13 protein-coding genes are annotated in these 15,380 nt (G+C 50.4%); 4 read left to right on the top strand and 9 right to left on the bottom strand.

Going from position 1 to position 15,380, the window contains the following annotated elements; genetic code table 11:
• Window positions 1-38: 38 nt before the first annotated feature.
• Both C3B51_RS17900 and C3B51_RS17905 read right to left on the bottom strand, forming a co-directional pair.
• Window positions 39-2,489 carry a YbcC family protein gene (locus C3B51_RS17900; protein ID WP_130245936.1) on the bottom strand — a complete coding sequence of 817 codons (2,451 nt, stop codon included), beginning with the start codon at window positions 2,487-2,489 and terminating at the stop codon, window positions 39-41.
• 1 nt (window position 2,490) lies between these two features.
• Window positions 2,491-4,065: an NADH-quinone oxidoreductase subunit L gene (locus C3B51_RS17905; protein ID WP_130245937.1), complete on the bottom strand. Its 1,575-nt coding sequence runs from the start codon at window positions 4,063-4,065 to the stop codon at window positions 2,491-2,493.
• A 102-nt stretch (window positions 4,066-4,167) separates the two neighbouring features.
• On the opposite strand from C3B51_RS17905, the gene C3B51_RS17910 reads away from it, so the two are divergent.
• The 3 genes from C3B51_RS17910 to C3B51_RS17920 all read left to right on the top strand — a co-directional run bounded on the left by C3B51_RS17910 (window position 4,168) and on the right by C3B51_RS17920 (window position 6,977).
• Complete coding sequence (locus tag C3B51_RS17910) at window positions 4,168-5,043, top strand: LysR family transcriptional regulator (protein WP_130245938.1); 876 nt, start codon at window positions 4,168-4,170, stop codon at window positions 5,041-5,043.
• 430 nt (window positions 5,044-5,473) lie between these two features.
• The gene (locus C3B51_RS17915) at window positions 5,474-5,683 is read left to right on the top strand and encodes a cold-shock protein (RefSeq protein ID WP_010385841.1); all 210 of its coding nucleotides are present in this window, start codon (window positions 5,474-5,476) and stop codon (window positions 5,681-5,683) included.
• Between the two features lie 157 nt (window positions 5,684-5,840).
• Window positions 5,841-6,977 (top strand): hypothetical protein, encoded by a 1,137-nt coding sequence (locus C3B51_RS17920; protein ID WP_130245939.1) that lies wholly within the window; start codon window positions 5,841-5,843, stop codon window positions 6,975-6,977.
• A 106-nt stretch (window positions 6,978-7,083) separates the two neighbouring features.
• Here C3B51_RS17920 and C3B51_RS17925 read toward each other — a convergent pair whose 3' ends face one another.
• Both C3B51_RS17925 and C3B51_RS17930 read right to left on the bottom strand, forming a co-directional pair.
• Complete coding sequence (locus C3B51_RS17925) at window positions 7,084-7,776, bottom strand: hypothetical protein (RefSeq protein ID WP_130245940.1); 693 nt, start codon at window positions 7,774-7,776, stop codon at window positions 7,084-7,086.
• 425 nt (window positions 7,777-8,201) lie between these two features.
• Window positions 8,202-8,897 (bottom strand): hypothetical protein, encoded by a 696-nt coding sequence (locus C3B51_RS17930; protein ID WP_130245941.1) that lies wholly within the window; start codon window positions 8,895-8,897, stop codon window positions 8,202-8,204.
• A 187-nt stretch (window positions 8,898-9,084) separates the two neighbouring features.
• Between C3B51_RS17930 and C3B51_RS17935 the strand changes: the two genes are divergently transcribed.
• A complete protein-coding gene (locus C3B51_RS17935) occupies window positions 9,085-10,536 on the top strand; it encodes a carboxypeptidase-like regulatory domain-containing protein (protein ID WP_125719117.1) in 1,452 nt (483 codons plus the stop codon).
• Window positions 10,537-10,576: 40 nt separating this feature from the next.
• On the opposite strand, the gene C3B51_RS17940 is transcribed toward C3B51_RS17935, so the two are convergent.
• The 5 genes from C3B51_RS17940 to C3B51_RS17960 form a co-directional block, all read right to left on the bottom strand.
• The gene (locus C3B51_RS17940; protein WP_130245942.1) at window positions 10,577-11,074 is read right to left on the bottom strand and encodes a GNAT family N-acetyltransferase; all 498 of its coding nucleotides are present in this window, start codon (window positions 11,072-11,074) and stop codon (window positions 10,577-10,579) included.
• 143 nt (window positions 11,075-11,217) lie between these two features.
• Window positions 11,218-12,576, bottom strand: a complete 1,359-nt coding sequence (locus C3B51_RS17945) for a DUF3526 domain-containing protein (RefSeq protein WP_130245943.1) — start codon at window positions 12,574-12,576, stop codon at window positions 11,218-11,220.
• On the bottom strand, window positions 12,563-14,002 hold the full coding sequence (locus C3B51_RS17950; protein ID WP_130245944.1) for an ABC transporter permease: 1,440 nt from the start codon (window positions 14,000-14,002) through the stop codon (window positions 12,563-12,565). The genes C3B51_RS17945 and C3B51_RS17950 overlap by 14 nt, the downstream gene beginning before the upstream one ends.
• Window positions 14,003-14,041: 39 nt before the next feature.
• Window positions 14,042-14,764 (bottom strand): ABC transporter ATP-binding protein, encoded by a 723-nt coding sequence (locus C3B51_RS17955; RefSeq protein WP_130245945.1) that lies wholly within the window; start codon window positions 14,762-14,764, stop codon window positions 14,042-14,044.
• 157 nt (window positions 14,765-14,921) lie between these two features.
• On the bottom strand, window positions 14,922-15,374 hold the full coding sequence (locus tag C3B51_RS17960; RefSeq protein WP_125719110.1) for a hypothetical protein: 453 nt from the start codon (window positions 15,372-15,374) through the stop codon (window positions 14,922-14,924).
• Window positions 15,375-15,380 lie beyond the last annotated feature (6 nt).

Below are 15,380 nucleotides of genomic sequence, written 5' to 3' on the forward strand. Positions count from 1 at the left end.
GCCCCACAGCTTTGTTCTGGTATTAGCCATACCAGAAATCAAAGACACTGTACTATTTTCTGTTCTTCATCTTGGCTGATCTGCGCCGCAGACACCGGCCACCAGCGCTGCTGATAAAAACGGCTTATTTCGCCTGTTTCTTGCCACTGGAATACGTACAACCACTCGTTATCGATCAACTGTTTAACCACATCATGACGCGCAGTGATCTCTTTAATTGCTGATTTGGGCGCAGCCAGATAAACCGACAGTCGCTGCACCTGATGCATCCAATCGTGTCCATTGTGCAGTGACTGCATTGCAAGGCCGGTTCTGAGATCTCCGCCATTGCCCTCAAACACGCCGATGTTGCCGCCAACTGCGTTGTGCAGCACCTTATTACCACTGCCAAAATGCAAATTGTCTGTGGTCGAGGCGTTGTACTGCATGTTGATCCAATGGGTGACCAACATAGGTGCGGTCATAATGGTTTCAAGCACCTTAAAGTCCGGGTCGTGCTGCCACTGATAGTCGTGTAAAAAACTGCGCCCCTGTAGATCAATGCCCCGGGTCCAGCTGCGCGGTGTCACAATAAAGGCAGCATTATTTGCCAACCCCCATTCCGGACGCGTCTGAGACCAATCCTGGCTGCGGGCTATCAGGGCCTGGTCCAGCGCTTCACGGTCAGCATCTGCCAGCTGTTCATCCAGCTTCGCTGCGCGTTCTTTTTGCGCCGCCGCTGTGGCACTTTGCAGCCAGGACATGATCTCAGTACCCGGTTGTTCGCCATAACAGCGCAGATGGTCGGTTGTGGTATTATGCAGCGCCGCAATAAATCGGGTCTGCTCTGGGATCTCAACCCCTAATGCCTGCAATTCAGTGCGCACCGCTTTGTCGTTAAGCAGCCAGGCCAGCACTTTGACGTTCACTTCACCACTTTGTCCGCCACAGGCGCCACATCCCAGCCCGGCTTCTTGCAAGTTGTTGGTCGAGTGACTGCCATGGCCTACTAACAATACGGTAGGAGCAAACTGCTCAAACCCCATTGCATGCAACACACCGGCGGCCAGCTCAGCCTTTTGCCGGGCACTCAGCTCTTCGCCGTTTTGTGTCAGCGACCAGTCCTGGCGGTTGGCCAGCTTATCGACCGGGTGAGCCTGCTCAGAGGCAAAGAAGGCCTTTTTCAGGAGCTTAAACGTATCCAGCCAGCCTGCCGATTCCACCATAGAAAAGGACGCGGTTGCCGATTTAGAAAACCCCTGCCAGCGGGCCTGAGCATTCAGCGAGGCTGCACCGTGCTTGTCGGATTGCGCATGCGTGGCCACCAGGCTGGGCAGCAATAACCCCGGACACTGAGGCCGGTTCACGTCAGCCTGTTGCGGCTGGTAGGAAAGTGGCAGGCCAAAAAAGCCAGCAAACCCCATAGTCTGAACGCCATCGCTTTGTGCTTCGAGCGCGCGGCGATAGATTTCCGAACGTACATCGATACAAAATGCGGCTTGACACTGTATGGGGTGCGCCGATGTGTTTACAGGACTGCTCAATGCGTGGTGAAGCTGCTGCTGATAGCTTAGCTCCGCCGCTCTGGCCCAAACCCACAGGGGCTTTTGTTGTGTCTGGTGTTGCGCGGGCAGGTTTTGCAACCGGCCGAGAGACTGTTTCCATGCGTGCTCCAAAGTGGTAAAAAAAGTTGGAAAATGTGCTTGCTGATAGCGCCACAGTACCAGCTCCCAGGCCATACGAATTGCCAGCAGGTCCAGCATCTGGTCGTGTGGCTCACCATTGAGCTCGCCCTGCCAGCGCAAATAGGCAACCCAGGCGCCCCATCCACCAATATCCAGTAGCAATGCGTGTGCATACAGTTCAACCTGCTCGTCCTGCACACCAAAAGTGCTCAGCGCCTGCGCTATCAATGCGTTCGGATCATCCGGTAACTGTTTGAAGTAGCGGTGCAAATCAGGCTCGTCCAGTACAATGCTGAGCCCCCGGTCGCGCTGGCTGACCACCAGCCAGTGCGCGTACAAATCCGGCTGTGCCTGGCTGTGCTCGCGGTGCAGCATAGGCTGCGCCTGCTGAAAATGGGCGGCACAAAACTGGCTGATCTGATGAATTATCTCGTCGCGCCAGGCCATTTTGTGACGCGCCCGGTGCTCATCAAGCAGCGCCGATAACGACTGCCAGGGCAGCTTTTCCTCGCTCTGCTCGATTGTCTGGATCAGTTCATCGACGTTTAATCCAAGCCCGGACTCTGCCAATGCAGTGCGCAGAGCTTGCGGGCTTATCAGACCGCGTCGATACCAGTCAAGGTAGTCGCTCTCAGGCATTAGCATGGAAATACCGGCCAGTGCGCTAAGCCGGGCACTGACCTGCTCTATGCGCTCATGGCGCATCGGCCAGTAAGGGCTGACGGCTATCATCTGATCCAGCGGCCAGCTGGGTGCTAGCTGCTGACAAGCAGTCTGGATAGCGCTGTGCTGTGCCTGTGTGAGCGTGCATGTATCACTTGCCATGTTAAGACTCCTGAATTAATCCATACTGGCGCTTGGCGGCGCGCTGCGATTTAACTGGCGCGGGTAACTTCACAGGCCAGATTTTCAATGTCAGACGGGTCCACCACTCGTCCAGATACAAACCGGCAAAAAGCACCACAGATAAGCTTTGCACCCGGGGATGTGCCGCGCGGTAGGTTAATAACCAGTTCAGCACAAATAAGCTGATAAACAGCACCATCACGACACTATCAGCGGCACTCAGTGGGGCCTCATGCAAAGACACACCGGCAAACACGGTCTGCGCCAGCAGTGTCTTCATTGCCGCATAGCTGGCCAGTAGCAGTACACTGACCAGCAGCACACCTGTCCACGGCAGGCTATGATGGGCACTGCTGCGCTGCGCAAGAAGCAAAGTCAGCGACATGGCCAGTAGCGCCCACATACTTAATGCGGAGCCCTGACCGACCAGCCAGTAGGTGAGCGCAACCAGACCCAGGCTAAGTAGTGCCGCGCCCAGCCAGCGTGCCAGCGAAGGAGTAACGGACACCGCCAAACGCGCCTGCAGGTTCTCGCGAACCGCACTGCCTGAGTTAAGAAAGGCGTGTGCCTTGTAGGCGGAGTGAGCCAGTAAATGCAGCAGTGCCAGCTCGTATAACCCCAGCGCACATTCAACCAGCATCAGGCCCATCTGCGCACTGGTTGACCAGGCAAGACGCACCTTTACGCTGACCCGGGTGGTCATAATGAGTGCCGCAAGCACCGTGGTCAGGCCACCTACCAGCAGTAACAACCACTGAGCCGCAGCGACCTGCATCACCAGGGGCGCAAACACTATCATTAAAAAACCACCGAGATTAATTACACCAGCATGTAACAGGGCACTGACTGGCGTCGGCGCTTCAACCACCTGCATCAGCCAGCCATGAACTGGCAGCTGCGCACATTTGATCAGCGCAACAATGACCAGCATGACGGCCGCAATCTGGGCGTAAACACTGACCTCAGGGTTCGGTGCCTGATAATGAGCCAGAATATCGCTTAACAGGAAGGTGTCGTGGGCCTGGTACAAACACAGCACGGCAATAAGCAACGCCAGCTCGGCCAGACGTGCCAGAATAAACTTTTTGTGTGCGCCCAGCGCAGCACGGGGACGCTCAGGGTAGAACAGCAACAGCTGATGCAAAGCCAGGCTTATTAAGGTCCAGCCCAGCAGGAATAAGAGTAAATGATTACTCAACACCACCAGAGACACCGCCGCCAGTGTGCCCAGCAACCAGCGCCAGTAAACAGCCAGGCGTGGCTCCCCGGCCATATAGTTAAGAGAAAAGCGCATAAGAATGATGGCCATAAATACCACCAGGCCTGACATGATAAGACCCAGCGACGTCACGTGCACAACTTGAACGAGCCCGCTTTGCGAGAGTAACTCAACACTGGTGCCCTGCCCGGCAATGGCCACAGTGAGCAAAACCAGTAACCAGCCAGACAGCGCGTTAACAAACCGCCTGCTGATATGACCTGCTCGGCCACAATACCAGGCACTGAGCGCAAAACTGAGCGTGATGACGAGCATCATCATTAACGATATTGACATAATTATCCCACTCCATTCAGAACGGGCTCAGTATGTCAGACGTTGAAAGATATAAAAAATATATATATTCTAACTAAACCATATATTTTATATAACTATAAAATGAGTCGACTCAACTATCACCACCTCTATTATTTCTGGCGTGTTGCCAAAGCAGGCAGCCTGACTCAGGTTGCGCAGGATGTTCATATTTCCCAGTCAGCCCTGTCTATTCAGATCAAGCGGCTGGAACATACCATGGGTGTCTCATTGTTTGAAAAACAAGGACGCAAGCTGATCCTGACCGACTCCGGAAAGCAGGTGCTCGGTTACGCCGACGACATTTTTTATAAAGGGGAAGAGCTGGAGTCTTTCTTGCTCAAAGGCGTGGCCACCGAGCGGCAACACCTGTCCATTGGTGTACAAACCACCCTGTCGCGAAACTTTATTGAAAGCTTTATCAGCCCCCTGCTTGATGATCCTCATATCAGTTTTACCCTGACCACCCGCGATATGGACAGCCTGTTACAGGGATTAAGCAACCATGAACTGGACTTAGTGCTTACCAACCGCCCCGCCAGCCAGGACGAAACCCGCTGGCATACTCAGCTGGTATCGCGCCAGCAAGTTGCCATTGTCGGCCCCAAAGGCGCGGCCATCAAAAGTGACTTTCCAAACGGGTATGACACGGTGCGCTGGGTATTGCCCGGGCCAACCACAGAGATCCGCTCGGCCTTTAACGCCTTGTGCGCAGCCCATGAGTACAAACCCAATATCCAGGCTGAGGTGGACGACATGGCCATGCTGCGACTACTGGCCAGGGACAGTGGCGCGCTTGCAGTGCTGCCTCCGGTGGTGGTCAAAGACGAAATTGCCCAGGGCTTACTGGAGCAGTATCAAAGTCAGCTGCCTATTTTTGAGCACTTTTACGCCATTACCACGTCTCGTAAATTCGTTCCTCAGGCCTTGCTGGACCTGCTCAAACAGCCCTTATCGTAAAACAGAGGCATTGAGGGACACTCCAGCCAGTGCTTTATATTTTTTCGGCTGCAGATCAGCCAGAAGCCGTCACAGTATGCAGCTGGGCAATTTGTTAACAAGTTAGTTTGCTTTTGATGAGTACCGGGCGTTTCATGTGATTGACGAAATCTAAATGCAAGCCAGGATTGAACTTCTGCCGAGGCGTACATTTGACTACCCGGTTGAGAGTGCGCCGCAGATAAATTTAAAATTTGTACAAATAATACTAGACAGACCCAGTGAGTCCCTGTAGAGTGAAGGCCGCTAGAAAGAAAGTCGATATTTACATCCTACAATTCGTTGTTTTACACCGCGTAACACAACCTGCAGTATTTAAGTTTCACCTCTACTTTTGATGCATTCACACCTATCGAAGGTTAATTTTTTATTTATATTACAGGTTAATACTATGTCTAACACAGTTACTGGTACAGTTAAGTGGTTCAACGAGTCTAAAGGTTTTGGTTTCATTTCTCAGGAAAATGGCCCAGACGTATTCGCTCACTTCAGCGCTATCCAAGGCGACGGCTTCAAAACTTTGGTTGAAGGCCAGAGCGTAGAATTCACAGTTTCTCAGGGTCAAAAAGGTCCTCAGGCTGACAAAATCGTAGTTCTTTAATTACTACGCATTTTGCAAAAAAAGCGAGCTAAGGCTCGCTTTTTTCGTTTCTGTCCTCTGCTATTCCTTCCTGACGCATGAAAAATATGCATCTTTATAAATTTGTCACACCCGTCTGAGCTGCTAGCCTTGAGTAGACAACCCAAGGAGAGACACCATGAAAGCACGGATTGCGCTGCTAAGCGCGGCACTGGGTTTATGCTGCCCGGTTTTTGCAAACACAGTACACCCCTCGGCTCTGACCAGCCAATTTTATTATGATGGCTTGATAGTAGCGCCTGACGGCAGCGGCTACTTTGGCCAGCAATGGCTGGAAAACGCCACAGACGTTACCCTGTTTCCAAAAAATGGCAATACCGCCACCTGGACGCTGACATTAACCAACTGGCGGGGTCAACCCATTGTGGGCGAGCCGGTGGAGATAAGCGCTGCGCCCCTGACGCTGACAGCACCCCAATGGCGAGAGCCTGATGGTATGGCCGCCCGATTTAGCCGCAGTGTACGCGCTAAGATATTGACCCGCATTGAGCAAGGCTTGTTTCGCTTAACAGCACCGTTTAACGTATCAAGCCCGGTGACAGATGCGCGCGGACAGGTAACGGTTTCCATTCACAACTTTCATAGTTGCGGCAATGACAGCGTGCCCGGCTCAGACAGATTTGTCGCCCGAGCGGGCTCACTGCAACAAACCTTAGAGGTAAAATGTGCAGTAAACGGCCTGGTGCCTATCCCGGATACTCCAAATCAGGGACTCACCACAGCCGGGTTAGTCGGTCGCCATTTACACCCCGATTTACTCGCCGCACTGCAAAACCTCGGCCGCGCCTGGCATGCACAGCCTGACAAACCAGCCGGTATGCCAGATCACTTAACCATTACCGGTGCCACCATGCGCTGGGGCGGCATTAATCCACCGCATTTTACTCATAAGTTTGGCGGCACCGTGGACATTCGACCGCTTGGCACGCAAAGCGGTCCCATCAGCGTTGGCGATGCCGCGTATGACCGCCAGGCAACACAAAGCCTGGTCGATGCGCTGGTCCAGCTGGGCGCAACGCAAATCATCTTTGCCGACAACCTGCGCGGTGTTACCCAGGTCAAAGCCAATCATAAAAATCACCTGCACGTGAGCTTTCTGAGCGAGCCGCTGGAGCCCTGGCATCACGATGACGCAGACACGGACAGCGAAGGCCTGCATTGGCATAACTATGATGGCATCTACGATACCCGGTATTTTATTCCCACAGTAAAGTTACTGGAGCCGGCAGCGCTGCGGTTTGACTTTGCTGACTAGCTAAATTGAGATAACGGACTATGCGAGTGTAGTCCGTTATCAGGAAGAAAATTGAAGGGTGAATGCAAGCAAACTAAGCCTGCTCCCAGCTGACAGACGTGGTCTGTTACACTTTAATGCTGACTCTGGGATTGATGGCGTCTACCATCATGCCGAAGAACAACAACGGATCGGTATTGATTTTATCCTCAAGTGTGGGCATGTTCTGACCAAAGCCATCCGGTGTAAATTGCCGGCTATATTTCTCAGTCAGTTCATTGAGCTTCAGCGAACCGCGCAGATCCTCCGAAGACAGCGCATCGAAATCTGACGAGTGCATTTGTAAGACACTGAGAATGCCATCGTGAACCTGCGAAAAAGACGCTTTCAACTCATCATTGTCATTGAGCTGCTGTTCCAGCTCGCTACGCTGATCACCCGATAAACTGCCTCCAACCAGCGCCAAAGAACCATCCTCGTTTAGGGCTAAGTCGACTGAGTCTAAATTCAGGTGTGGATTTACTATTTTTTGTGCCGCTTTAAACTCGCTGAACTGATCTAGACTGTTGAGTAGCGCACCCTGCGCACGTTCAAAATCTTTAACCTGCTGCTTCAGTTCGTCGTTCAGTTCCTTTCTGACCCGAGCAATCGTTTCTTCATCCATTAGGCCTGTCTCTTCACTGAAAGTGATATTACCGCTGACGGTAGGTTTCTCAGGTTCAACTTTGGCGGCTTTAAGCTTGTCTATTGGGGCGGACTCGGTACTGCGATTATTGGTCGGTATTGGCGGCGTTATACCGTGGCGATTTACTTCCATCATCTGTCACTCCTTGCGCTAGAACGTGTGATGTTCCTTCTCAAACTAAACCAAAAGTCGTAAACAGTCAACATTTGGCACAAATCATATCCCTATGAAATTATTGTTGTTTATTTAAGAACGATGAACTAGCTATCAGTGTTTTTCAGACTTACGAATTGATAATTCATGGTTTGAGGCGTAATTATTTGATGAAATTTAGCATACGCACCGCAGCAATTACACGGGCACTGCCTTTACGAGTGACCACTGTCCCAGACCCTGTCCCCATCCAACCTGAGCGAACCGCAAGCACCGATTGCATTACGACTTAATCTTTCTGACTCATGCAATTGAAAGAGCGGACTAACCGAGTGAAGTCCCTTATCTGGAAGGTGCTTCACGTGTCAAGGCGGTCAAACCACGTACAAACGGACAGGCGTGGTCAGTTACACTTTAATACTGACTCTGGGGTTGATAGCCTCCACCATCATACCGAAGAAAAGCATAGGATCCGCACTGATTTTGTCCTCGATTGTGGGCATGTTCTGACCTAAGCCAGCCGGATCAAACTGACGACTATACTTTTCAGTCAGTTCATTAAGCTTCAGCGTCCCGCGTAAGTCTTCAACAGTCAGTGAATCAAAGTCAGAAGAATGAAGCTGTAATACACTCAGGATCCCTTCATGGACTTTGGAGAAAGACTCTTTCAGTTCATCATTGCCATTGAGCGCCTCTTCAAGCTCACTACGCTGTGCTCCAGACAAGTCACCCCCAACCAGCTTCAGTGTGCCATCCTCTTTTTGCGCCAGATCCACTCTGTCCAGGTTTAAATGCGGGCTAATTGTTTGCTGTTGTGCCTTAAACTGTTCAAATAAGTCCAGGCTAGTGACCAAGGCACTTTGTGCCTGCTCAAAGTCTTTCACATGACCTGCGAAATCTTCACTTAGCTGCTTTGTCAGCTTGGCATAAGCTTCCGGGCTCAGTTCTACAGTGTGCTTACTGATGGTCATTTCTTGTGCATATTGAATATCAGGATCCTGCGGCTCAATCTGGACAGACCTGAGCTTCTCCATAGGTGGGCGTTCTTGACTTCGAATATTACCTGACAATGCAGGGGTAACGCTCGCATTCACTTTCATCATCTGTCACTCCTTGTGCTACATGCGCGATGCTTTTCCCAAGCTAAACCAAAAGTCGTATGTAGTCAATTCTTGCGATGGATCATATCCTTATGAAATTATTGTTGTTTATTCAGGAACGCTGAATTAGTGTAATAGGGCTTATCGAACTTAAGCATGGTTAAATTAAATATTGAAAGGAAATCATTTTATGAATAAGAAAATACTCGCCTCTACAATCACACTCGCACTGTCTTTGTGTGCAACCGCATCAGCAAAGACCATTGAACTACCCGTTCAGTCTGAACAAACGCCGTCAATCTATGATATGCCCGGCACCTATTTTGATGGTGTCACAGAGCGTGCTGACGAGGCACTTGAGCAAAAACACGCCTTCCCTTTTCAGATCCGCCGCAATGCCATGTCGTTACCTGCTCAACCGCAATTCCAGGCATTTTCTGCACAAGCTGATCCGGCCGTCAGCCAGACACCTGCACAGCGTAGTGGCTGCGCAGACTTACCATTAGATGGCGCTATCTACCTTAATTTCAGTGAGCAAGGCCAAATCAAGTGCTATAGCACTGAAATTACAGAGCCAACCAAAATCGAAGGGCTGCTGGTAAATATTCCACAAGATGTAGATTACAACTTGTATCTGTTTAAACTGGAAGATGATAACAGCTTCACCCCCCTGGACATCGCTGACTCAACAACCGCGCTAACTGAAAAAGTGGTTGTCAAAGCCGAGCCAGGTGCTTACATCATTGCGGCAGAGGCCAAAACGGGCTTTAGCGCCGAACAAAGCATCATCGGCTGGTTCAGCCATCCTGACTTTGACCAGCACGAAGCGAATGACAAACCTGGCCAGGCCACGGCCCTGCCAAGCAATGGTACAATCACCGGCAATATCGATAATCAGAATGATCTTGATTACTTCATCTATCAGGTCGGTGAAGGACAAACGGCTATCGCGCTTAATTTTAGTGCCAGCGATCAATTCAGTCTGGAATTATGGACCGGCAGCAGTTGGGCGAAAGTGCCGCACAATCAGCAGGTCAATCTGAACACTGGTGGAAGTAACGGTGCGGTGTTCCAGGTCCGTGGTAATGCAGCAAACTTACCACCAACGGCAGCACAGTATACATTCACCGTTTCAAACCCGCATTCAGCGACAAAAATCTCAGGTATACATACCTGGAATAACGAAAACCTGACTAACCTACTGTCGCCTTCTTATCTTGAGGCCCACCAGGAAATTGGCATGTCGGGTACCGCGATTGATGCGGCTGGTAATCCGGTCCCTTATGCCTCTGTTGCACTGCGCGCCATCAGCCGTGAGAGTGAAATAGGTTTCAAAAATTTACTTGCCGATGCACAAGGCAAGTTCTCATCAACACTGAGCTTGCCTGACTGCTCAGGTACAAAAGATGCAAGGGTCAAAAACAGGGTAACACGTGGTACAGCCACAAACCCTGAGCAGTGGTGGGACATAAACTATAATACGGCCGTTTATCAGTACCTGTTAATGGACGAAACGGGCAGTTCAAAGTACGACTTTGCACACGGCTTTTTCCATATCTGTAAAGAAAAGATAGTTCAAACTTGCTATTGGCATAAAGATTACGCCAGTGGCCAGGAAGAATACATCTGTAACAGGCGCTAAACAGCCGCCACACGGGAGAGGGTCACCTCTCCTTTTTTATTCAAACATGTTCATTTATCTTGCCAAACAGCCGCGCATCAAAAAACTCGCCATCTTTATAGATTGCCATACGGCGCAGGCCCTCATATTCAAAGCCTGCTTTTTCCAGCACTCTCGCAGAGCGAGTATTTTGCGCGACCACCACGGCTTCTAAACGCATCAGTTCAGTGGTGGTTGTTACTTCGTCCACCAACAGCTGTAATGCCCGGCCTGTGAGCCCCTGGCCCCAGTATTCCTCAGCCAGCCAGTAGCCAATTTCCGCGCTTCGACAATACTCGAAGGTGCCAGGGCGAGCGCCGATACACCCGATCAGCACACCATCAAGCATAATCGCGCGGGTGATCCCCTCTTTACTGCCGGTTGTGATCCACCACAGGGCATCTTCCTGAGTATAAGGAAAAGGGACTTTGGGTGATAAATATTGCACGGTGGCAGGGTTGTTTAAGTAACGAACCAGGCTTGATTCATCTGAGGGCTCAAAAGGTCTGAGTGATAACATGCGCGTCCCTTAGCAAAATGGGTAAAAATTGGAAACATCCATCCTACTGCGCATACGTTAATTGGACAATACACTTTTTGGTAAATGCTTTATGTTAGCTAAGTAATAGATACGGGCGAAAACCGCCCGTACATGCTGAGGAGTTAGAACGGTTTTACCTGACGGATCCTGGCTGTTGCCAGTGCGGAAATAGCCAGCACAAGTAACACACTGAACAACCACTTCCACAGTCCGTTTTGTGTTTTCATTGCCTGCGCTTTGAACAGCGGAAAATCTTCCACATCCTGGCGGGTTACCGGCTTATCAAAAAACATAAAGTCGTAAAAGAAATGACGCATAACCGTGTGATAGTCGGCCACCTGCTGCTGATATTTGAGCTGGTAACTACTGCTTGTCTGAGCCAGTTCATTCAGAGAAAGCTGAAAAAGCAACGCCGGAGACAGCACACTCAATGTTTGTAACTGTGCCTGACGTGCCTGGTTGTTCTGGAAATGGGCCTCAACCAGCGACTGCACCGCAAGGTCGCTCATATGCTGCTGCGCGTAGTACCATTTCCAGTCAAACGCCTCGCCCAAAGGTGCAGTATTCTGCCAGGGTGTTTCGTGTGTCAAAAACTCATCGAGCGTGGCTTGCTTGTCTTTATCCCAGCCATCATTGAGTGTTGTGCGTTGTTGCAGCGTGATCTCAAGCGGCGCATCGCTTTGATACTGACCAGACAGATATAAGTGCACAGCGCCCGGGATCAACAGCGCCAGCACCACCCAGCTACTGAGATAAGCCAGGCTATTCACCACACTATTTTTGCCAAAGCTCATGATCAAGGTTGCCAGTGCAAACCAGAACACCATATACAAACTGGTGGCGCCCAGCACAATCCAAAATAGTGCATCAAACGGCAAAGACAATATCAGTGCCGCACTCACCAGCAAGATAGCCACCAGCAGCCAGATAACAGCAAAACGCAGCGCAATTTGCTTACCAAGCAAAGCGAACGCGCTGCCCGGTAAGGCGTTGAGTAATCGCCAACGACCGGCGTGCTGCTCGTCTGAGATAAGCGTCACGGTGAGTATGCCAATTACCAGAGGCAAAAAGTAAACCAACACAAACCCCAAATCCAGGCCGCCTGCCCGTTGCTGAGCCGGGTTTACAATTTCGCGATTAAAGGCCTGACTTTGTAATGCAGTGGCGCGAATTTTAGTTGCGACCATAGAAGACGGTGTCTCACCCACAAACAAAGCAGCCCAGGGGCTCAGTTTCCACTCGGTCGGAGCGCTGGCATAGTAGGCCAGAGAACCTGCCTCGGGCAGTGTCTCGCGACTGTTCACATGCTCCCGCTCTTTTTGGAATACTACCATCGACTTATACTGATCAATGCGCAGTGACTTATAACCAAGCGCGCCCTGATAAATGGCAAACACACCCGATACGATAAACAATACCAGCACCAGCTTATTAATGGTGCCAGCAAACAAACGCTTGCATTCGAGTTTAAACAGCAGCATAGATCCTCCTCTGCATCGGGTTTGAACTCAGGAAACTAAACAGTGCTGCGACCGCCAGCAGCGGCAGCAACCAGGCCAGAGAAAACGCACTCAATGACCAGCTGAGCTTAGGCGTTAAGTAGTTAAACGCTTCAAATTCCTGCCAGTAGGATTTATCAACCCGCTGCGCTCTGTCGTTATGATGGTGGATCTCATGGGTGTGTAACTCATTGAGTTTTTGGATCCGTGCATATCTGTGGGCCTCTGCCTGCTGTTCAAAATCCAAAAAGTGTCGGGTGTCTGTGCGCGTCAGCGCCATTGAAAAATCACGAACAAACAAATACGGATTCAGCCAGTAAAACTGACTGACAAACTGGCGCTGCGCCTCAAACAGCGCTACCTGTTGCTGATAGTGCTTTTTATAGATTTCAGCATTGAGTTTTTCCCCTTCCTGCATCACCAGCCCTTTGTAATTAATCGGCAGCTCCTCAACCGTCGATACACCATACTTTTTCAACGTTTGTTCACGGAATTGGCTAAAATACGGGTCGTTGGGGTTATGGCTGTCTCCGACTTTACGGTTATCCAGTTTAATGGCCAGCTCAAAATCATTGCGCTTTTGATGGGGATACTGGTGGTGTGCAAATTCTGCCAGCATGCGTGGCATCAGAATAGTCAGGATAAACCATACCGACGTCAGCAGCACCAGCGCCTGTTTTGGCGCCTTTACCAGGCTCGAAATCAATAACGTCAGCGCTATCCAGAACAGACAGTAAAGCAGATAGGTGCCAAACAGCAGCGTTAATCTCAGTGGCGCTTCTGCTGAAAACTGAGCGCCTGAGCCGGCGGCCAGGGCGAGGGCTAAAACAAACACAGGTAAGATAAACACCACAGACACCAGCAAGTAACTCAGGCTCTTGCCGGCGATTAATTCACGGAACGACACGCCCATGGACATCAGCTGGCGCAGTGTGCCGCTTTTTTGCTCTCCACTGACACTGGCAAAACCCAGAGCAATGATCAACAAAGGCCAGATGATCAGCAAAATGTTGGCGCTGCTGAGCTCGGAAAACCTCAGTAAGGTGCCGCCATCCTGATCGTTGGCAAAATTGGCGCTATTTTGTTTGTGCGCCTCTAAAAAGATACTGTCGCCGACCCAGGCATTAACGCCCAGGTCAAAAAAACTCAGCGCACTGGGAGGACGAAACGCAAAATGGCCAAAGTGTGCAACCCGGTGCGGGTGCCTGTCTGGCTGGGCATTCCATTGCTGTTCAACAATTTCCTGTGCTTTGGCCTGGGTGTGCATACTGTGCTGGTATTGCTGCCAGCCGGTAAATAAGGCAACCACCAGCAGCAGTTGGGTCATAAAAAAGATCAGCCACAGGCTGGGGCTTTTGCGTTTACTGGCCAATTCATGGCGACAGATCTGCATTATTTTATTATTCATAGATCAGACAATTCCTGTTTATACATGAGCCCAACCGCGTTAGCTGGCTTCGCGCATGGCCGCTTTCCCGGAGATCAGTTCGTGGTAGGTGGTTTCCAGGCTGCTCAAAGGCAGTTTATTGTTATCTAACAGCGTCAGCAGTTTGCCTTTATCCATAATGCCAATTTTGTCGGCCAGGGTATGTGCACAGTAAAAGTCGTGTGTCACCATCAAGATGGCAGCACCTTTTTTCGCCAGCCGCTCAACAATACGAATAAACTCCAGTGTGGCACTGGGGTCCAGCCCCGACGTAGGCTCATCCAGCAACAACACTTTGGCCTGGCGCATGATGGCAAAGGCAATACCAACCTTTTGCCGCATTCCTTTTGAGTAATTTTTTAATGACTGTTTACGGGCATTTTGCTCAAGTCCTGTTTCGTCCAGTGCGGCGTTGATCTGCGCCTCACTGACCGAAAGCCCGGATAAACTGGCCAGATATTTGAGGTTGTCAATGGCATTGAATTCCTGATACAGGTTCACCTGCTCGGGCAGATACACCAGTTTGTCTTTGCCACTGGGGCTTTGCTGAACATCGACCCCGTCAATGCGCGCCTGGCCACTGTCGGGCTGTAAAAAGTTAAGAAAGATATTCAGCGTGGTGCTTTTTCCCGCGCCGTTGGCACCGAGCAGACACATGATCTCGCCCTGCTCAACTTTAAAGCTCAAGTCGGTGATCACCTGTTTATCGGCAAATGATTTACTTAACTGTATGGCTTCTAACACAAAAAGTTCTCCCTGATACAATAAAAACCGCGCACACCGCGTTTATGGACGAACATAAATGCGGTGTATGGGCGGTTTGAAAAACGTCATTAGTTATGATTAGTTATAACATAACACTAATTATCTAAATAGGAACAGTTTTTATTACTCTGCCACCTTAACCTGTGGGCACCAAAAAGCTCGCCGTGCCCGTAAAGGCCCCGCCCTCAACATGGATCTGCGCATTTTTGTAATACACCAGGTTGTCCGACAAACGCTTTTTACACTGCTTAGGGAAGAAGCCTTCAAAGCGCACTTCTTCGGTTGTGTTAATGGTGCGCTTAAATTTAATATCGAGATCTCTGAGGTACACTTCCCCCGCTTTTTTACTCAGCTGGTTGTCCCAGCAACCATAAATAATGCCCAGCTGAGAGATCCAGATCATGGCGCTTTGGGCACTGAAATGAAAACGGCCATCTCCAGGCATTTGAAAATGCTCCACATTAATGCGGCCATCAATATAACCGGGCTCTAATGAGACAGAGCTAAAAGACATGCGCTCCTCACGCCAGCCATTTTCCAAATAGTCTGACATATAGGCTCGTTGCTGCGCTTGAGTAAGTTGAATCATGGTTAA

It is taken from the genome of Pseudoalteromonas rubra, assembly GCF_004212645.1.
Classification (GTDB): Bacteria; Pseudomonadota; Gammaproteobacteria; order Enterobacterales; family Alteromonadaceae; genus Pseudoalteromonas; species Pseudoalteromonas rubra_G.